This window comes from Microbulbifer zhoushanensis (genome assembly GCF_021729055.1).
In the GTDB taxonomy this organism is placed as follows: domain Bacteria; phylum Pseudomonadota; class Gammaproteobacteria; order Pseudomonadales; family Cellvibrionaceae; genus Microbulbifer; species Microbulbifer zhoushanensis.
Genome location: NZ_JAJSAO010000007.1, coordinates 49,453 through 68,412, shown reverse-complemented (window position 1 = coordinate 68,412; position 18,960 = coordinate 49,453). Strand labels below are relative to the sequence as shown.

At 62.3% G+C, this 18,960-nt stretch carries 14 protein-coding genes; 4 read left to right on the top strand and 10 right to left on the bottom strand.

All coding sequences use genetic code 11. The annotated features are described in order from the left end of the window. Positions 1–124: 124 nt before the first annotated feature. Positions 125–664, bottom strand: a complete 540-nt coding sequence (gene orn / locus LVD10_RS14970; protein WP_232940681.1) for an oligoribonuclease — start codon at positions 662–664, stop codon at positions 125–127. A 136-nt stretch (positions 665–800) separates the two neighbouring features. Here orn and rsgA point away from each other — a divergent pair, with 136 nt between their 5' ends. The 4 genes from rsgA to LVD10_RS14950 all read left to right on the top strand — a co-directional run bounded on the left by rsgA (position 801) and on the right by LVD10_RS14950 (position 4,908). After that, positions 801–1,832 carry a small ribosomal subunit biogenesis GTPase RsgA gene (gene rsgA / locus LVD10_RS14965; protein WP_232940680.1) on the top strand — a complete coding sequence of 344 codons (1,032 nt, stop codon included), beginning with the start codon at positions 801–803 and terminating at the stop codon, positions 1,830–1,832. Positions 1,833–1,899: 67 nt separating this feature from the next. Next, entirely contained in the window at positions 1,900–2,706 is an 807-nt protein-coding gene (locus tag LVD10_RS14960; RefSeq protein WP_237064151.1) for a sulfurtransferase, read from the top strand. Between the two features lie 66 nt (positions 2,707–2,772). Beyond that, entirely contained in the window at positions 2,773–3,624 is an 852-nt protein-coding gene (asd, locus tag LVD10_RS14955) for an archaetidylserine decarboxylase (RefSeq protein ID WP_232940678.1), read from the top strand. A gap of 60 nt (positions 3,625–3,684) precedes the next feature. Then, complete coding sequence (locus tag LVD10_RS14950; protein ID WP_237064150.1) at positions 3,685–4,908, top strand: MFS transporter; 1,224 nt, start codon at positions 3,685–3,687, stop codon at positions 4,906–4,908. An 18-nt stretch (positions 4,909–4,926) separates the two neighbouring features. Here the strand turns inward: LVD10_RS14950 and LVD10_RS14945 are convergent, their stop codons facing one another. From LVD10_RS14945 to LVD10_RS14905, 9 genes are all read right to left on the bottom strand, one after another. Further along, positions 4,927–6,321 carry a cyclic di-GMP phosphodiesterase gene (locus LVD10_RS14945; RefSeq protein ID WP_237064149.1) on the bottom strand — a complete coding sequence of 465 codons (1,395 nt, stop codon included), beginning with the start codon at positions 6,319–6,321 and terminating at the stop codon, positions 4,927–4,929. Positions 6,322–6,490: 169 nt separating this feature from the next. Further along, positions 6,491–7,570 (bottom strand): uroporphyrinogen decarboxylase, encoded by a 1,080-nt coding sequence (gene hemE, locus LVD10_RS14940; protein ID WP_237064148.1) that lies wholly within the window; start codon positions 7,568–7,570, stop codon positions 6,491–6,493. Positions 7,571–7,695: 125 nt separating this feature from the next. After that, positions 7,696–9,114 carry an FAD-dependent oxidoreductase gene (locus LVD10_RS14935; RefSeq protein WP_232940674.1) on the bottom strand — a complete coding sequence of 473 codons (1,419 nt, stop codon included), beginning with the start codon at positions 9,112–9,114 and terminating at the stop codon, positions 7,696–7,698. 15 nt (positions 9,115–9,129) lie between these two features. Continuing rightward, entirely contained in the window at positions 9,130–13,593 is a 4,464-nt protein-coding gene (gene gltB, locus LVD10_RS14930; RefSeq protein WP_237064147.1) for a glutamate synthase large subunit, read from the bottom strand. 247 nt (positions 13,594–13,840) lie between these two features. Beyond that, on the bottom strand, positions 13,841–14,926 hold the full coding sequence (aroB, locus tag LVD10_RS14925; protein ID WP_237064146.1) for a 3-dehydroquinate synthase: 1,086 nt from the start codon (positions 14,924–14,926) through the stop codon (positions 13,841–13,843). 127 nt (positions 14,927–15,053) lie between these two features. Next, positions 15,054–15,581 (bottom strand): shikimate kinase AroK, encoded by a 528-nt coding sequence (gene aroK / locus LVD10_RS14920; protein ID WP_369413287.1) that lies wholly within the window; start codon positions 15,579–15,581, stop codon positions 15,054–15,056. A gap of 9 nt (positions 15,582–15,590) precedes the next feature. Next, entirely contained in the window at positions 15,591–17,807 is a 2,217-nt protein-coding gene (locus tag LVD10_RS14915; protein WP_237064144.1) for a type IV pilus secretin PilQ, read from the bottom strand. Continuing rightward, positions 17,807–18,337 (bottom strand): pilus assembly protein PilP, encoded by a 531-nt coding sequence (locus tag LVD10_RS14910; RefSeq protein ID WP_232940670.1) that lies wholly within the window; start codon positions 18,335–18,337, stop codon positions 17,807–17,809. The genes LVD10_RS14915 and LVD10_RS14910 overlap by 1 nt, the downstream gene beginning before the upstream one ends. Next, a complete protein-coding gene (locus LVD10_RS14905) occupies positions 18,334–18,954 on the bottom strand; it encodes a type IV pilus inner membrane component PilO (protein WP_237064143.1) in 621 nt (206 codons plus the stop codon). Before LVD10_RS14905 ends, LVD10_RS14910 begins: the two co-directional genes overlap by 4 nt. Between the last annotated feature and the right edge of the window lie 6 nt (positions 18,955–18,960).

The following is an 18,960-nucleotide window of genomic DNA, read 5'->3' as shown; positions in this document are numbered from 1 at the left end:
GTATACAAGATCCGCCCCTACGGTCCAGCGTTGAAACCGGTCCTCGCCCACCTCTCCGGGGCCCGTCACGCCCGTAGGGGCGCACCTTGTGTCCGCCCTTTTGTGCCACCACTCCCGCAGAGCATCAGAGCCGGAAGAAGTTGTCCCGGTAATGGCGCAGCTCGTTGATGGAGTCGCGGATATCGTCCAGCGCCAGGTGGCTGCTTTCCTTCTTGACCCCCTCCAGCACATCCGGGCGCCAGCGCCGGGCCAGCTCCTTGACTGAGCTCACATCCAGGTTGCGATAGTGGAAATAGCTCTCCAGCATGGGCATATAGCGCACCAGGAAGCGGCGGTCCTGGCCGATGGAATTGCCGCACATGGGGGAGGCCCCCTCCGGCACCCACTGGCGCAGGAAGTCGATGGTTTCCCGCTCGGCCTCGCGCTCGGATATAGTGGATTCGCGCACCCGCTTCACCAGCCCGGAACCACCGTGCTGCTCGGTGTTCCACTCGTCCATCGCATTCAGCAAGGCGTCGCTCTGGTGAACGGCCATGGTGGGCCCCTCGGCCAGTATGGTCAGCCGCGAGTCGGTAACGATGGTGGCAATTTCGATGATGCGCTCTTTTTCCGGATCGAGGCCGGTCATTTCCAGGTCGATCCAGATAAGGTTGTTCTGGTCCACTGCGGGTCTCCTCTGCATGGCAGCAAGTTACCGCAACTGCCCCCGGATGCAAACTAAACCGCGAAAACAACGCCGGGCGCTTCGGTCAGGCTATAATCCGCGACGAATCGCCACCGGCACCGATTACGATGAGCAGATGAGCAAACGCAAACTGAACCGGCGCCAGAAGTGGCGCATTGAGAAAATCCAGCAGGAACGCGAGGCGCGTGCCCGCAAACGCGCGGAAGGTGCTGAACACGTCCTCGAAGAAGGCGACCTGGGGCCGGAACAGACCGGACTGGTGATCGCCAACTACGGTACCCAGGTACTGGTGGAGAGCAGCAGCGACCCCGAGCTGCGCCAGCGCTGCCATATGCGCGCCAATATCGACACCCTGGTGACCGGGGACCGGGTGGCCTGGCGGCCAGCCTTCGGGGAGCGCAGCGGTGGCACTGGCGTCGTCGGCGCTCGCCTGGAAAGACAGTCGGAATTACAGCGGCCGGATCGCTATGGTGACCTGAAGACCGTGGCCGCAAACATCGATCGCATCCTGATCGTCATCGCCCCCTACCCCGAGCCCTTCGCCAATGCCATCGATCGCTACCTGGTCGCCGCCGAAACCACCGGGATACACCCGCTGCTGGTTCTCAACAAGATCGACCGGATCGACGACAGCAACCGCGCCGCGCTCGAGGACCTGCTGGCTCCCTACCCCGGGCTGGGATACCCGGTATTGCGGCTGTCCACCAAAACCGGGGAGGGGCTACCAGGGCTGCTGGAAACCCTGGCACAGGGCACCAGTGTATTCGTGGGGCAGTCCGGCGTGGGCAAGTCATCGCTGGTCAATGCGCTGCTGCCGGAGGCCGGAGCGCGCACCGGGGAGCTGTCACAGGCGACCCAGAAAGGCACCCATACCACCACCGCGGCAGAACTGTTTCACCTGCCCACCGGCGGTGATCTGATAGACTCCCCCGGCATTCGCGAATTCGGCCTGTGGCATATGAGCGAGGCGGACCTGCTCGAGGGCTTCGTCGAGTTCCGGCCATTTATTGGTCACTGTCGTTTCCGGGACTGTCGCCACCAGGGCGAACCGGGCTGCGCCATCAACGAGGCCCTGGCCCGGGGCGAAATCAGCGAACGACGCATGAACAGCTTTATCCACCTGCGCAACAGCCTGCAGGAGGAATGATCGCCGATCCGCCGGTTGCGCCAGCGGAGAGCGGGATCAGCGGGAATCGAATGAAAGGAGACGCACCTTGTCCGCATCACTGCCACTGATCGTCGAACCGGAGCAGCTCGCCGCCCGGCTCGGGAACGAGGGCCTGCTGCTGGTAGACCTGAGCTCCCCCCAGAATTATGCCAGCGGCCATATTCCCGGCGCCCTGCACCTGCCCTTCCAGGCCCTGCTGGCGGGAACTCCACCGGCACCGGGCAAACTGCCCACTGTCGAGCGCCTGACCCAGGTATTCCGCGCCATCGGCCTGCGCCCGGACCTCCACGTGGTGGCCTTTGATGACGAGGGTGGCGGCTGGGCCGGTCGCTTCCTCTGGACCCTGGAGGTTATCGGGCACCGGCAGTACAGCTATCTCAACGGCGGCATGCACGCCTGGCGCGCTGCAGGCCTGCCATTGACGACCGACGAGCCCGAAATTACCCCCAGCGAGATCTCCCTGGCAATCGACCCGGCACCGATAATGGATACTGACGAGATCCGCCAGCAGCTCGACTCCCCCAGCTTCTGTGTCTGGGATGCGCGCTCACCGCAGGAATACAGCGGCGAGAAAGTGGTGGCGATGCGCGGTGGCCATATTCCCGGCGCCATCAACTGCGAGTGGACCCAGCTGATGGATCCCGGTCGTAATCTGCGCATCCGCGCGGATGCGCGGGAATTCCTGGCGGCGCTGGGCATCGACGACAGTAAAAAAATCGTAACCCACTGCCAGAGCCACCACCGCTCCGGGTTTACCTGGCTGGTGGGCAGGTCCCTGGGCCTGGATATCCGCGCTTACCCAGGATCCTGGAGCGAGTGGGGCAACCTGCCGGACACCCCGGTGGAAACCTAGGCACTCACCCGGCATCGATATATTCCAAGTTTTACCAGTTAGGAGCCTGGCCAGCAGGCATTTGATATGCATCCAAAAGTCTTTACCACACTGCAGTACCTTACCCCGCAACACGCCCTGTCCCGCGCCGCCGGCTGGCTGGCGGAGACCCGCATCAAGGCGATCAAGGACCCGTTTACCCGCTGGTTCGTGGAGAAATACGGCGTCGACATGAGCGAGGCTGCAGAGCCGGACTACACCGCCTACGCATCCTTCAATGATTTCTTCACCCGGGCACTGAAAAACGGTGCACGGCCGGTGGTCGAGGGGGAGAACTCCATTGCCTGCCCGGCCGACGGCACCATCAGCCAGCTCGGTGAAATCCAGAACGGCCGCGTGTTCCAGGCCAAGGGCCACGACTACAGCCTGATGGAGCTGGTGGGCGGGGATGCCCAGTTGGCGGCCCAGTTTACCGGTGGCCACTTCGCCACGGTGTATCTCTCCCCCAGGGACTACCACCGTGTGCATATGCCGGTGGACGGCACCCTGCGCAGCATGACTTACGTCCCCGGGCAGCTGTTTTCCGTGAACGACGTGACTGCCGAGCACGTACCGCGACTGTTTGCCCGTAATGAGCGTGTGGTCTGTGTTTTCGACACGGCGGCCGGGCCCATGGCAATGATCCTGGTGGGGGCCATGATCGTCGCCAGCATCGAGACCGTCTGGGCCGGCCTGGTGGCCCCGCTGAAGCGCCGGGTGCAGACCATCAACTATCGCGACAGCAAGCCGGTAGAGCTGGAGAAAGGCGAGGAAATGGGACGTTTCAAACTGGGCTCCACCGTGATCATGCTGTTCGGCGCCGAGCGGGTGAACTGGCTCGAATCCCTGACGGCGGAAACCGAGGTCCGCATGGGCCGGCACTTCGGCGATATTGCCTGATCCACACACCATAGCGGCCCCGGCGCGGGGCCGCTCCCTCCCACGGATGAATTGACTGCAATGCCACAGCTTCCCGCATTCATGCGCGAACGCGCCCACCTGGTATTTTTCGCGCTGCTCGCCGTGGCCGCCTCCGGGTTCGGGCAGACTTTTTTTATCTCGATCTTCGGCGGTGCACTGCGCGAGGAATTCGCCCTCAGTAACGCCTGGTACGGCGCCAGCTACAGTGCCGCCACCCTGGTTTCGGCCCTGGCCCTGCTGGCCTGCGGCAGCCTGGTGGACCGCTGGCCGCTGCGTCGCATCACGGCCCTGATCGTTGTACTACTGGCGGCAGCCTGCCTGGTGATGGCGTTTGCCAATCACGCCCTGATGCTGCTGCCCGGGTTCTTCCTGCTGCGCTTTGCCGGCCAGGGCTTTATGACCCACCTGGGTATGACCACCGCGGGGCGCTATTTCAGCAGCAACCGGGGCAAGGTGATCGCAGTGGCCGCACTGGGCTTTCCGCTCGCCGAGGCCTTGCTGCCCACCGGCGGTGCCTGGCTGATCGAGGCATTCGGCTGGCGCAGCGCCTGGATCGCATCAGCACTGTTGCTGCTGGGCCTGGCACTGCCCACCCTGCTGTGGCTCGCCCGCGCCGGCCAGCACAGCCAGGCCGGAGGGGACGGGAACGAGGACGCCGGGGAGGGTTTCAGCCGGGCCCAGGTATTGCGGGACCCGGGCTTCTACCTGCTGCTGCCGGCGATCCTGATGACCCCGGTAGTCGTAACCGCCGTTCTTTTCCACCAGGCCGCAATCGGCGAGGCCCGGGGCTGGTCCCTCACATTACTGGGGACCGCTTTCAGCGGTTATGCGGCGGGCCACCTGCTGATGCTCTTCCTGGCCGGCAGCCTGGTGGATAGGTTCGGTGCGCAGCGCAGCCTGCCGCTGGCCCTGGTGCCCATGGTGGCGGGACTGCTGTTACTGGCCCTGTTCGAGGCTCCCTGGGCACCACTCGCCTACCTGACCCTGTTCGGCATCACCCAGGCGGGCACCGGCACTGCCGCCGGCGCCCTGTGGCCGGAGCGTTACGGCACCCGCCACCTGGGCGCAATTCGATCGGTGTCGCAGGGTGTGATGATCCTGTCGACCGCTGTGTCGCCGCTAGTGGTGGGGATTTTGCTGGATCAGGGAATCAGCGTGGCCACGCTGGCGGGTTCACTGGGAGGCATGGTGGCCGGGTCAATACTGCTAGCGATGCTGGCCGGGCCCATCCCCCGACAGCCGAATACCGCCGGCAACAAGTAAGGCCCGGGCAACAGGAATCTAGCGGGAGAACAAGCGGGTAAATACGGCCGCGATGCCGCCATCCTTGAGCAGGTAGTGATCCCTTATCGCGGCAACATCCACACCGGGGTAACGGCTCGGCTCGAGATCCTGGACGATGGTGATCTTGTCGTTGGGACCCAGCTTGCCGCGCTCTATCAGGCGCTGCTTGCGATCGTCATCCACGGCCAGGTCCAGTAACCGGGGCTTGGGCAGCGCCTGCCCGTCCCGGTCCAGCACCACCATTACCCGCGGGCGAAGGCGATGATGGTATGTCTGCTCCACCACTACCGCCACCTCGCCGGTGGACAGCTCGACCTCAGTGCCGGTGGGGTACAGGCCTATTGCCTGGATAAACTCCACCACCAGCTGTTCCTGGAAGCCGATCCCCCGCAGGTCGTAGAGCTGGGCGACCGCCCGGGATGGTGCCACCGGGAAAGCCTCACTGCGGGGATTGGTGGCCTCATCGTAAAACGTGACGATGCCGCACATGCGTGCCAGTACCGGGATCTTGTCTCCCCGCAGGCCCCTCGGGAAACCACTGCCGTCATGGCGTTCACAGTGGCAATGGACAATATTCACCACCTGCGGATCCAGGCGGGGCTCTGTGGACAGCAATTTGACACTGTAATCGACAAAGCGGCGATACTCCCGCTCAACCTTGGCATTTCTCCGCCCCGCCCGCAGCACCCTGTCGTCCAGCTGCAGCTTGCCGACATCCTTTAGCAGGCAGGCGAGTCCCAGCTGCACCAGTTCGTGACGCCCCAGGCCAATATGGCGACCGAAGATGACCGCCCAGATGCCGGACCGCATCGAGTGCTTGTAGGTGTATTCGTCTTTTTCCCGCACCCGGGCAAGCCAGGCTGCGGCGTCGGGGCTGCGGAGCACATTGTCCACCAGCTCTTCCACCACGGCAGTTACCTGGGGGATGGGCAGCGGCCCCTGGCTACTGACCTGCACCATCACCTCGTGCAGGCATGCCTCGAGTTGCCGGAGTAGTCTTCGTGCCCTGGGTGCGGCCTTGCGTGCGGCGACCGGCGGCGGATAGGCCTGGTGGGAAACCTGCACGGGCCGGCAGGGTATGAGGGCAGGTACTTTTGTCCGGTTGCGGGATGAAGCGGCCACGGGCTCCCTGTCACCGCCCGCATTCAGGCGTGACAACCGTCGCAAACTGGCGCCTACATCGCCCACCGTCTTGGTGATATCGACATAGACGTAGCGGCAGTATTTCTGCAGCTGGCGAACTTCCTCCAGGTCACGGATGTAGAAGCCCTGCAGCGCAAAGGGTGTATGCGTCCACGGCCGGTCGAGCCGGGATACAAACATGCCGCGCTGTAGCTGCTCCGTATAAACCTTGACCTGCTGGATCGCCACGCTCGTGAGGGTTTCCGTCAAATTTTATTTATTTCACATTATTTAAGTGACGCAGTGCTCACCCGCGCCTGTACCAGTTCGTCTTTATAGCACGAGATTCCACTCTGGTGCACGATCTCGATAGTTACAGAGACAGAAACCGCCAGTTTCCTGCCAGAACAGGAAACTTCCTTCCGCCCCAACGGAAACTTTACTGGTGGTACAGGGGGGACAGCTCGCAGACCGCCTCGATCATGGCCCGTGCATGTTCCGGATCGACTTTCGGTGTAATGCCGTGCCCCAGGTTAAAGATATGCCCGGAACCGTGACCAAATGACTCCAGCACCGCCGCCACCTCGGTGCGGATTTTCTCCGGTGAGGCATACAGTACAGCCGGATCCAGGTTCCCCTGCAGGGCCACACGATCCCCTACCCGCTGGCGCGCGGCGCCGATATCCGTGGTCCAGTCCAGGCCCAGGCCAGTGGCGCCGGTATCAGCCATGGCCTCGAGCCACTGGCCACCGCCCTTGGTGAACAGGATCGCCGGCACGGGGCGCCCGTCCGCCTCCTTGATCAGTCCCTGCAGGATGCGCGCCATATACTGGAGGGAGAACTCCCGATAGGCACCGTGACTCAGGGCACCCCCCCATGTGTCAAAAATCTGCACAGCCTGGGCGCCGGCGCGGATCTGGGCATTGAGGTAATCAGTGACAGAGTCGGCCAGCACCCCCAGCAGGTGGTGCATCAGCTCGGGCTGGGAGTAAAGCATCTCCTTGCAGCGTGCGAAATCGCGACTGGAACCGCCTTCCACCATATAGGTTGCCAGGGTCCAGGGACTGCCGGAAAAACCGATCAACGGCACCCGGCCGTTCAGCTCGCGACGGATAGTGGTCACGGCATTCATGACATAGTCCAGGTCACGGGCGCTGTTCACCACCTCCAGCGACTCGATTTCGGCCCGCGTGCGGACCGGCTTGCGGAACTTGGGCCCCTCGCCCTCTTCGAAATAGAGCCCCAGCCCCATGGCATCGGGGATGGTGAGGATATCGGAAAACAGGATGGCGGCGTCCAGCGGGTAGCGCTCCAGCGGTTGCAGGGTCACCTCGCAGGCCAGTTCGGTATTGCGGCACAGGTCCATGAAACTGCCCGCCTGGGCCCTCGCAGCCCGGTACTCCGGCAGGTAGCGACCGGCCTGGCGCATCATCCATACGGGGGTGCGATCCACCGGCTGGCGCTGCAGGGCACGGAGGAAACGGTCGTTTTTCAGTTCGGGATAGCTGCTGTCGGACATGGGTGCTTTGGCCGCGGTCGAAAAATGGGCGGCCATTGTACAGAGGACAGCAGGTCTAGGACAGTGGGAGGCAATTGCGCCCCCGGCCGCCAGGAGTACGGCGGCCGGGGACCGGATGGCAGGGATCAGACGTCGAGGTAGTCGAGGATGCCCTCGGCAGCCTGGCGCCCCTCCCAGATGGCGGTCACCACCAGGTCGGAGCCGCGCACCATGTCACCACCCGCAAAGACCTTTTCATTGGAGGTCTGGAACTTGAACTCCTGCTCCTCCGGCGCCACCACACCGCCCCAGTCAGCGGTGTCGATCTTGTGCTCGCCGAACCAGTCTGCCGGGCTGGGACGGAAACCGAAGGCCACCAGCACCGTGTCCGCAGGGATGATCTCCTCCGAGCCGGGCACCACCTGCGGGCGGCGGCGGCCGTTTTCATCCGGCTCACCCAGCTCGGTGGTCACCACCTTGACGCCTTCCACCTTGCCATCGCCAACGATCTCGACCGGCTGGCGATTGAACAGGAAGCGTACGCCCTCTTCCTTGGCATTGGCCACCTCCCGGCGGGAGCCGGGCATATTCTCTTCATCCCGGCGGTAAGCACAGGTAACGCTGCGCGCCCGCTGGCGGATGGAAGTGCGGTTACAGTCCATGGCGGTATCACCACCGCCCAGTACCACGACGCGCTTTCCCTCAACAGAGATAAACTCTTCCGGGTTCTTCTCCCAGCCCATGTTGCGGTTTACATTGGCCACCAGGAACGGCAGTGCGTCATGCACACCGGGCAGGTCCTCGCCGGGGAAACCGCCTTTCATGTAGGTGTAGGTGCCCATACCCATGAAAACTGCATCGTAGTCATTCAGCAACTGCTCAAAGCTGATGTCCTTGCCGATCTCGGTATTGAGGCAAAACTCGATGCCCATCTCGGTAAAGATCTCGCGCCGGCGCTGCATCACCGACTTCTCCAGCTTGAACTCGGGGATGCCGAAGGTGAGCAGGCCGCCGATTTCCGGGTACTTGTCGAACACCACGGGCTGCACGCCATTGCGCACCAGCACGTCGGCACAGCCCAGACCCGCCGGGCCGGCGCCGATCACGGCAACGCGCTTGTCGGTCTTGACCACATGGCTCAGGTCCGGCCGCCAGCCCAGGGCAAAGGCGGTATCGGTAATGTACTTCTCCGCATTGCCGATGGTAACTGCACCGAAACCATCATTCAGGGTACAGGCACCCTCGCACAGGCGATCCTGGGGGCATACCCGGCCACACACCTCCGGCAGGGTATTGGTCTGGTGGCTCAGCTCGGCCGCTTCCATGATGTTGCCGTCGGAGATCAGACGCAGCCAGTTGGGAATAAAATTGTGTACCGGGCAGCCGGTCTCGCAGTAGGGATTACCGCAATCCAGGCAGCGGTGCGCCTGGTTGGCGACCTGGCGCTCACTGTACGGCTGGTAAATTTCCACAAACTCATTGGTGCGGGTGATGATGTCTTTTTTCGGCGGATCGGTGCGATCCACATCGATAAACTGGAAATCATTGCTCAATCGATCTTTCATATTTTCATCACCCCTTTATTCGCCACGCTTGCGCACATCCGCCAGCAAGCCGGCGAGGCTCGCGGCCTTGGGTTTCACCAGCCAGAAGCGGTGGAGATAATCGTCGAAGTTATCCAGTAACTCCGCGCCCCATTCACTGCCGGTCTCGTTAACATACTCCTCGATCACCTCGCGCAGGTGGCTCTGGTTGGGCTCGAGGGTCTCACTGCTGATCCGGCGCAGCTCGATCAGCTCGTGGTTACACTTGTCGAAGAAGTCGCGTTCCAGGTCCAGCACGTAGGCAAAGCCGCCGGTCATCCCGGCACCGAAGTTGACCCCGGTCTTGCCCAGCACCGCCACCATACCGCCGGTCATATATTCACAGCAGTGGTCACCGGCACCCTCCACCACCGCAAAGGCACCGGAATTGCGCACGGCAAATCGCTCGCCCGCACGGCCGGCGGCGAACAGCTTGCCGCCGGTCGCGCCGTAAAGACAGGTGTTGCCGACGATACTGGTTTTCTGTGACTCGAAGCTGCTGCCCGCCGGTGGACGGATGACCAGCTTGCCACCGGCCATTCCCTTGCCCACATAGTCGTTGGCGTCACCGTCCAGGTACATCTCCAGGCCACCGGCATTCCATACGCCGAACGACTGGCCGGCAACACCCTCCAGGCGCAGTTTCACCGGTGCGTCCACCATGCCCTGGTTGCCGTGGCGCTTCGCGATCTCACCGGACAGGCGCGCACCAATGGAACGATCGCAGTTGGTCACGCGATAGCTGAACTCGCCGCCGGCAAGCTTGTCGATCGCCGGCAGGATTTCGGCAACCATTTGCTCCGCCAGCTCGCCCTTGTCCCAGGGATCGTTCTGCGATACCTGGCAGGTCTGCGGCTTGCTGGCCAGCAACTCGTCGGTATGCAGCAGTGGCGACAGGTCCAGCTTTTTCTGCTTGTCCGTATCCCCATCCAGGGCCTGCAGCAGGTCCACGCGGCCCACCAGCTCATCCATAGTGCGCACACCCAGGCGCGCCATCCACTCGCGCGTCTCCTCGGCAACAAACTTGAAGAAGTTCATCGCCATTTCGACGGTGCCGATATAGTGCTCATCCCGCAGCTGCTGGTTCTGGGTGGCAACACCGGTGGCGCAGTTGTTCAGGTGGCAGATACGCAGGTACTTACATCCCAGCGCCACCATCGGCGCAGTGCCGAAACCGAAACTCTCGGCACCGAGCATTGCCGCCTTGACCACATCCAGGCCGGACTTGAGCCCGCCATCGGTCTGCACCCGCACATTGCCGCGCAGGTCATTGGCCCGCAGGGTCTGGTGGGTTTCCGCCAGGCCCAGCTCCCACGGGGAACCGGCGTAGCGGATCGAGGTAATCGGGCTGGCGGCAGTGCCACCGTCATAACCGGAAATGGTGATCAGGTCCGCATAGGCCTTGGCCACGCCCGCGGCAATGGTGCCGACACCCGGCCGCGATACCAGCTTGACCGAAACCAGCGCATCCGGGTTGACCTGCTTGAGGTCATAGATGAGCTGCGCCAGGTCCTCAATGGAATAAATGTCGTGGTGCGGCGGCGGGGAAATCAGGGTCACCCCGGGCACGGAGTAGCGCAGGCGCGCGATCAGGTCATTGACCTTGCCGCCTGGCAACTGGCCGCCCTCACCGGGCTTGGCGCCCTGGGCCACCTTGATCTGCAAGACTTCGGCATTGACCAGGTAATGGGGGGTGACACCGAAGCGGCCGGAGGCGATCTGCTTGATCTTGGATACCTTGTCGGTGCCGAAGCGCGCCGGGTCCTCACCGCCCTCGCCGCTGTTGGAGCGGCCGCCGAGACGGTTCATCGCCTGCGCCAGCGACTCGTGGGCCTCTGGGGAGAGTGCCCCCAGGGACATGGCGGCGCTGTCGAAACGGCGCAGGATACTCTCCGCCGGCTCCACCTCTTCCAGGGGTACCGGCTGCAGGTCGTCGCGGAAGGCCAGCAGGTCGCGCAGTGTGGCCACCGGGCGCTTGTTCACCAGCTCGGCGTAGTCGCGCCAGGCGGAGTAGTCGCCGGTGCGCACTGCCTGCTGTAGCGACATGACCACATCCGGGTTGAACGCATGGTATTCCTGGCCGTAGACAAACTTGTGCAGCCCGCCCGGGGAAACCGGCTTGCGGGACTTCCACGCGATCTTCGCGCGCGCGGCCATATCCGCCTGCAGGTCAGCGAAGCCCGCCCCCTGGATACGGCTGGCAGCACCCGGGAAACACAGGTCCACCACCTCGCGGTCCAGGCCCACCAGCTCGAACAGCAGCGCGCCGCGATACGAGGCCACGGTGGAGATGCCCATCTTGGACAGGATCTTCAGCATCCCCTTGATGATGCCATTGCGGTAGTTCTTCTGGGCCTCGGCGGCATCCAGCAGCAGCTCCCCGGTCTCAATCAGGTGATTGATGATGCTGTAGGAGAAGTACGGGTGCACCGCGGTCGCGCCCACGCCCACCAGGCAGGCGAGCTGGTGCGCATCGCGGGCGCTGGCGGTATCCACCACGATATTGGAATCACAGCGCAAGCCGGCATGCACCAGGTGGTGGTGTATGGCACCGGTGGCCAGCAGCGCGTCGATTGGCAGCTTGCCGTCGGCTATTTCGCGATCCGACAGGACCACCAGCACGATGCCGTCATCACGAACCGCCTTTTCCACGTCGGCGCAGAGCTGCTCCACGGCTGATTTCAGGTCGAGCTTGGACGGATCGTAATTCAGGTCGAAGATCCGCGATTCAAAGCCCACCCGGTTGACGTCCAGCAGCGCGGTGTACTTCATGTGCGAAAGTACCGGCGACGAGAGGATCACGCGATTGGCGTGCTCCGGCGTTTCCTCAAACACCGACTTTTCCCGTCCCAGGCAGGTTTCCAGGGACATGACGATGGTTTCCCGCAGCGGATCGATCGGCGGGTTGGTCACCTGGGCAAACTGCTGGCGGAAATAGTCGTAAATCGAGCGGTTGTAACGCGACAGCACCGCCATGGGCGTGTCGTCCCCCATGGAACCCACTGCCTCCTGGCCGGCTTCGGCCATCGGGCGCACGACAGAGTCACGCTCCTCCAGCGAGGAGCTGAACAGCTTCTGGTAAACCTTGAACTGTTCGTAGGAAAAATTGTTGTCCACCGGTGCAGTCACCAGGGTGGAGCGGATACGGCGCGCCTTGTCCTTCAGCCAGCGCTTGTAGGGCTGGCGCTGCTTGAGCATGTTGTCGATGTCGGCAGTGTGCTGCAGCTTCCCCTCGCGGGTATCCACCGACAGCATCTGGCCCGGGCCCAGGCGGCCCTTCGCGACCACATCCTTCGGGTCGTAGTCGTAGGTGCCGATCTCCGACGCCACGGTGATGAAATCGTCTTTGGTAATCACCCAGCGCGACGGGCGCAGGCCGTTGCGGTCCAGGGTGCAGACAGCGTAACGCCCATCAGTCATTACCAGGCCAGCGGGGCCATCCCAGGGCTCCATGTGCATGGAGACGTACTCGTAAAAGGCGCGCAGGTCGGAATCCATCCCCTCCACGTTCTGCCATGCCGGCGGCACCAGCATGCGCACCGCATGGTGCAGTTCCATGCCGCCGATGGTCAGCATTTCCAGCATATTGTCGAGACTGGAGGAGTCGGACCCCTCGCGATTCACCAGTGGTGCCAGTTCCGCCAGTTCCGGCAGCAGCTCGCTGGCGAACTTCGGTGTGCGGGCCACAGACCAGTTGCGGTTGCCGGTAATGGTGTTGATCTCGCCATTGTGTGCCAGCAGGCGGAACGGCTGCGCCAGTGGCCAGCGGGGCATGGTGTTGGTGGAGAAGCGCTGGTGGAACACGCAGATCGCAGTTTCCAGGCGCGGGTCAGCCAGCTCCGGGAAAAAACGTGGCAGGTCGGCGGGAATCATCAGGCCCTTGTAGGACACAACCTGGGCCGACAGGCTGGCGATATAGACCTCATCCAGGCCCTGTTCGGCCAGCTTCTGCTCTGCGCGGCGGCGGGCAACAAACAGGCGGGCATTGAAGCGTGCCTCGCCCATCGGCTTTTCCGCATCGTTGATCAGCAGGTGTTCGAAACGGGGCTGGGATTCCAGGGCAATGGGCCCCAGGCACTCGGGGTTGGTCGGCACCTCTCGCCAGCCGGCCACACGGAACCCCTGGGCCTCCATTTCGCCATCGAGGATATCCCGGGCGGTGCTGGCAGTCGCATCATCCAGGGGCAACATGATCGCGCCGACAGCGTAACTATCGGTCAGTTCTGCGCCACAGGCACTGCGCGCCTCTGCACGCAGGAAGGCGTCGGGTTTCTGAATCAGCAGGCCGCACCCGTCGCCGGTCTTGCCATCGGCGGCGATACCGCCGCGATGCGTCATGCAGGTCAGGGACTCGATCGCAGTTTCCAGCAGCTTGTGGCTGGCTACGCCCTTCAAATGGGCGATCAGGCCGAAGCCGCAGTTGTCCTTGAACTCGTCCAACCTGTAAAGACCGTTACCCATAGATCTCCTCGCATTATCTTTTGGCCGGGCCCAGACAAAAAAAGCCCTCGTGCGGGGCTTTTTTCTTATTTGGCGCTTTTTCTCGGCCGCTTTTTCCAAAGGGCGCGCAATATTACTTGCGCCCTCCTGAAATTGCAAGAATTGGCAGTCTTATCTTCTGCTCAGAGGGGCAAAAACCGACTTATCTTCTTTCAGTATAGGCTTTTGTTAAATAGTCCTCAGTTGCCCGGCTTTGGGGCGCCTGCTGTCATAGCGCCCCGCAGGTTTGCAACGCCTCGACCAGCAGTTCACGGGAGGTGCCCGCAACGACATGCGCCTCGCCGAGATTGCGCAGTAAAACCAGCCGCAGCTGGCCATCGATCACCTTCTTGTCCACTGCCATCGCATCGAGGAACTGACTGACAGACATGGCCTCCGGCGCCCTGGTTGGCAGCTGCGCCTGATCGAGCAGGCGGCGCAGCCGGTCGACCACTTCCGGCTCAATCTCACCGCGCAACCGGGAGAGCTCCGCAGCCATCACCATACCCGCAGCGACTGCCTCGCCATGCAGCCAGCTGCCGTACCCCTGCACCGTCTCAATGGCGTGACCGAAGGTATGGCCAAAATTGAGGATCGCCCGGCGACCGGATTCCCGCTCGTCTTCCGCCACCACTGCCGCCTTGGCACGGCAACTGCGTTCGACCGCAAACGCCAACGCTGCAGGATCGCGGGCGAGCAGCTGCGCCATATTTTGCTCGAGCCAGTCGAAGAATGGCGCATCACAGATCATGCCGTACTTGATCACCTCGGCAATTCCGGCGGCGAGTTCCCGCGGCGGCAGGCTGGCCAGGGTATCCATATCCGCCAGCACCAGGCGCGGCTGGTAGAAGGCGCCGATCATGTTCTTGCCCAGTGCGTGGTTGACCCCGGTCTTGCCGCCCACAGAGGAGTCCACCTGGGCCAACAGGGTGGTCGGCACCTGGATAAAATCCACGCCTCGCTGGTAGCACGCGGCCGCAAAGCCGGTCATATCCCCCACCACGCCGCCACCCAGCGCCACCAGGGTCGTGCTGCGGTTATGGCGCCGCTCGAGCAGGCGGTCGAAGATACGGTTCAGGGTTTCCAGGGTCTTGAAGGCCTCGCCGTCGGGCAACTCAATCGTGTCCAGCAGGTCGCATTCCGGCAGGCCATCCAGTAACTTTTCCAGATAGAGCGGCGCCACTGTTTCGTTGGTGACGACACATACCTGGCGGCCACGGATATAGGGAGCGAGGTAACGCTTTTCACTCAACAACCCGGATCCGATAAGGATCGGATAGCTGCGCTCCCCGAGTTCGACATTCAATTCGTGCATTGCGCCCTCCGGTTGGCGATGGCAATGGCCCATAGCGGGAATCAGACAACAGGCCAGCGCCTGCTGGTTGCGACGAACCGCACTTTATCACAACCGTTGGAAAGGAAATTGGCGGGTCCGGCCCCGCTCAGTCGGCCGGGGAAACCGACGAGGTCAGGCGGGCGGCAACCCTTAACGCTGCCTGCCGCGGCGTACAGTAATCGGTATCGCAGATAATATCGGCGACCTCGCGGTACAGCGGATCGCGCTCGCGCAACAGTTCCGCGATGCGGGCCCGGGGATCCGGCACCTGTAACAGTGGACGGTTGCTGTTCTTGGAAGTGCGCTCGAGTAACTGGTCGAGGCTCGCCTGCAGGTAGACCACCAGCCCGTGTTTTCGCAACTGGCGCCGGTTCTCTTCCGCCAGCACAATACCGCCTCCGGTGGCGACAACCTGCACCGGGCCACGGCACAGGTCCCGCAGCACATCGGTCTCCCGACGGCGAAACCCCTCCTCGCCCTCGACGTCGAAGATCCATGGAATATCCGCCCCGGTGCGCTCTTCCAGCACCCGGTCAGAATCGGCGAAGGGAAGTTGCAGCTCCGCCGCCAGTAGTTTGCCGATAGTTGACTTGCCGGCCCCCATGGGGCCGACAAGAAAGATAGCACGGTTGATCACCGGAATTTACTTCGTGAAGAAGAGATCGTCTTCCATGATGCGCGGAGTGATAAACATCAGCAGCTCACGCTTGTCATTGCTACGCGTTGTGGTCTTGAACAGGTGACCGAGGTAAGGGATATCACCCAGCAGCGGGATTTTGGTTTCCCCTTCCAGCACCTGGCTCTCGAAGATGCCACCCAGCACAATGGTCTCACCGTTTCGCACCAGCACCTTGGTCTGCAGCGAGTTAATGTTGATGGCGGGGATCTGGCTGCCACTGACAATATCGGTGAACAGCTCGCCGACACTGTTCTGGTCGATGGTCAGGTCCATGATGATATTGTTGTCCGGCGTAATCTGCGGCGTCACGTTCAGTTCCAGCACCGCTTCGCGGAAAGTTACCGAGGCGGCACCGGAGGAAGTGGCCTCGAGGTAGGGGATTTCCACACCGGACTGGATGCTGGCCTGCTGCTTGTCACCGGTCACCACCTTGGGCTGGGAGACGATCTCCGCCTTACCCACATCCTCGAGAGCGGACAGCTCCAGGCCCAGGAAGAAGTCTTCCTTCAGGATGGCATAGGCAATACTGCCCGCCGGGTTGGTCACACTCAGGTCGGAAATAACCGGAGAGAAGTCAGCCTGGGGCGCGTTGACATCCGGGCCCGAACCATCACCCGGGCGGGGCAGAGCAATCTGGCGACCGGAACCGATGCCAATCGTATCGTCGCTTACGTCGTGGTCTTCCGTGTAGTCCCAGCGCACACCAAACTCGCGCATAAAGTCGGTATTGGCATTGACGATGCGCGCCTCGATCATCACCTGGCGGATGGGCACATCGATGGCCTCGATCAGCTCACGGAACTGGGCAATCTTTTCCTCGGTATCGGTGAGGATAATAGTGTTGGTGCGCTCGTCGACGATGGCATTGCCGCGAGCAGACAGGATGCTGCGCTGATCGCTGGCGTCCTGCTGGCCACCGGCGAAATTACCCTGACTGCCGCCACCGCCGCCCTGGCGACCGGAAAACAGGGAAAACAGTTCCCGCGCATCCGCATAGCGCACCTGTATATACTCGGTACGCAACGGCGCCAGCTCCTGCAATTGCTTGCGGGTTTCCAGCTCCTGGCGCTCGCGCTCGGCGATCTCTGCCGCCGGCGCCACCATGATCACATTGCCCTCCTGGCGCTTGTCCAGGCCCTTGGCGCGCAGGATCAGCTCCAGTGCCTGGTCCCAGGGCACGCCGTCCAGGCGCAGCGTAATGCGGCCCGACACGGTATCACTGGCCACCAGGTTCAGGTCGGTAAAGTCCGCGATCAGCTGCAATACCGACCGCACCTCGATATCCTGGAAGTTCAGCGACAGCTTCTCCCCGCTGAACTGGAACTCCTGGGCTTTCTCACGCTGCTGGGCCACCGTCAGCGGCTTCACGCTCAGCACATACTCGTTGTCCGCCTGGTAGGCCAGGTAGTCGTAGTCGGATTCGTTGGGATCCACGGTTATGACCGTATTGCGGCCATCGTAATCCACGGTAATTGCATTGACCGGCGTGGCGAAGTCAGTGACATCCAGTCGCTGGCGCAGGGAATCCGGCAGGTCGGCGCCCAGGAACGTCAGGTAAATCTTGCCCCGGGTACGCTCCACATCAATATTGACTGCCGGGTCGCTCAGGCTGACGATCACTTTGCCCTCGCCACTTTCACCGCGACGAAAATCCACATTGTTGATCGCCACATTCGATGCCGCCCGGAAACGCTGCTGGCCGCCCAGGTCAATGGCACCACTGGAGCCTGTGCTCGCTGCGGCAGCCGGCGCCGAAGTCGCGCTGGCGGTGGCAGCGGAGTCGGCACCGATCTCCATCACCACCTGGTTGCCCTGGCGCTCGCTGGTATACACCGGCAACTCATCGAGATTGACGATCAGGCGGGTGCGGTCATCACTGGAAACCACCACAGCACTCCGCGCCGCCCCCACACCGAGGGAGTATTTCTTCTGCGGCAGGACACTCTCGACACCGGCGAAATCCATCACGATCCGTGCGGGCTCCTCGATGGTGTAGCCTGTGGGTTCGGGCGGGGTGTCCGAAAACGATAGACGCAGCTGTAAGCGGCTGCCCGGCAGTTCCGAGAACTGGATGTCAGTCAACTGGTTCGTCTGAGCATGAAGCGCAAGCGGAAACAGCGCCAGTCCCAGCAACAGCGCCTTGAATGGAGCCAAAACCTTGGCGAGCTGCTTGTTGTTCATTAGTTGTTGTCCTTCTCTTCCAAAGTCAGAGCGCGGGGACGTTCAATCCAGCCCCCGGTGCCATCGGGCACGATCTCCAGTACATCCACTTGTGATTTCGAGGCATTGACCACCTTGCCGTGGTTCTTGCCAACATAGTTACCCACGGTGATCCGGTGAATTCCCCCGTCACCGTCGTCGATCAGTGCCCACAACTGCCCCCCACGGGCGAGCGTCCCGACCATCGACAGCGCGTCGAAGTTGAACTGCTCCAGCAATTCTTTCTGGCGATCCGAGTCCGGGGCCACATCGAGCCGCCGGCCCACCAGGCGCTGGTCTGACTCCAGTACCGGGCGCGCGAAGGGGCTGCGCTCAGCCGCGGCACTGTAGACATATGGGCTGTAAGGGGTAAACGTCGGGATCGGCTCAATCTGGCCCTTGGGCTTGTGCTTGATCTCGGTCATTTTCTGCCGCAGATCACTGTGCCCGCCATCCAGGCTGCAACCGGAGAGGACCATCAGGCCCAGTAATGGGATCCAATGCCTGCTCATCCTTCACCCTCCTGCTCTTTGTAGCGGTAGGTCTTGGCATTGATGGCCATATTGAGCAGGGCACCGCCTTCCTTGCTGGTTTGAATGGTGAAATCGTGCAGTGTCACGATCCGCGGCATCCCGGCGATACCGCTCACAAAGGCGCCAAACTCGTGGTAGCCACCCTGCACCTCAATGCGGATCGGCAGCTCGACATAGAATTCGCCCACCTGCTCCTGCTCCAGCGCAATTTTCTGGATGGTGAGGCCACTGCCGCGACCAAATTCGTCGATATCCTCCAGCAGGCCAGGAACCTCGGTATCCTTGGGTAGCTGCTGCAGCAATGCGCCAAAGGTCTCCTCCATCTCGGCCAACTGCTCCCGATAGGCGTCCAGGTTGGCGGCCTCAAATGATTTTTTCTCAAACTCGACTAACAGCTCTTTTTCTTTTTTCTGCGCGAACTCCAGCTGCTGGTACCGGTCACTAATAAGGGAGTAGTAAGCCAACCCGACAATCAGGGCCGATACAAGAGTGAGCAGTGCCACGCGACCAGCCACTGGCCAGACACCCACACGGGAAAAGTCGATATCGCTGATATCGAGCTCATTGAGCTGCTTGAGCGTATCCTCCAATGCCATGAACCG

What these genes read in the sequence shown, in the direction of transcription:
- gltB (WP_237064147.1), bottom strand. Translation starts at nt 13,593, where the DNA reads ATGGGTAACGGTCTTTACAGGTTGGACGAGTTCAAGGACAACTGCGGC.
- rsgA (WP_232940680.1), top strand. Translation starts at nt 801, where the DNA reads ATGAGCAAACGCAAACTGAACCGGCGCCAGAAGTGGCGCATTGAGAAA.
- LVD10_RS14915 (WP_237064144.1), bottom strand. Translation starts at nt 17,807, where the DNA reads ATGAACAACAAGCAGCTCGCCAAGGTTTTGGCTCCATTCAAGGCGCTG.
- LVD10_RS14935 (WP_232940674.1), bottom strand. Translation starts at nt 9,114, where the DNA reads ATGAAAGATCGATTGAGCAATGATTTCCAGTTTATCGATGTGGATCGC.
- aroB (WP_237064146.1), bottom strand. Translation starts at nt 14,926, where the DNA reads ATGCACGAATTGAATGTCGAACTCGGGGAGCGCAGCTATCCGATCCTT.
- hemE (WP_237064148.1), bottom strand. Translation starts at nt 7,570, where the DNA reads ATGTCCGACAGCAGCTATCCCGAACTGAAAAACGACCGTTTCCTCCGT.
- LVD10_RS14905 (WP_237064143.1), bottom strand. Translation starts at nt 18,954, where the DNA reads ATGGCATTGGAGGATACGCTCAAGCAGCTCAATGAGCTCGATATCAGC.
- LVD10_RS14910 (WP_232940670.1), bottom strand. Translation starts at nt 18,337, where the DNA reads ATGAGCAGGCATTGGATCCCATTACTGGGCCTGATGGTCCTCTCCGGT.
- LVD10_RS14950 (WP_237064150.1), top strand. Translation starts at nt 3,685, where the DNA reads ATGCCACAGCTTCCCGCATTCATGCGCGAACGCGCCCACCTGGTATTT.
- asd (WP_232940678.1), top strand. Translation starts at nt 2,773, where the DNA reads ATGCATCCAAAAGTCTTTACCACACTGCAGTACCTTACCCCGCAACAC.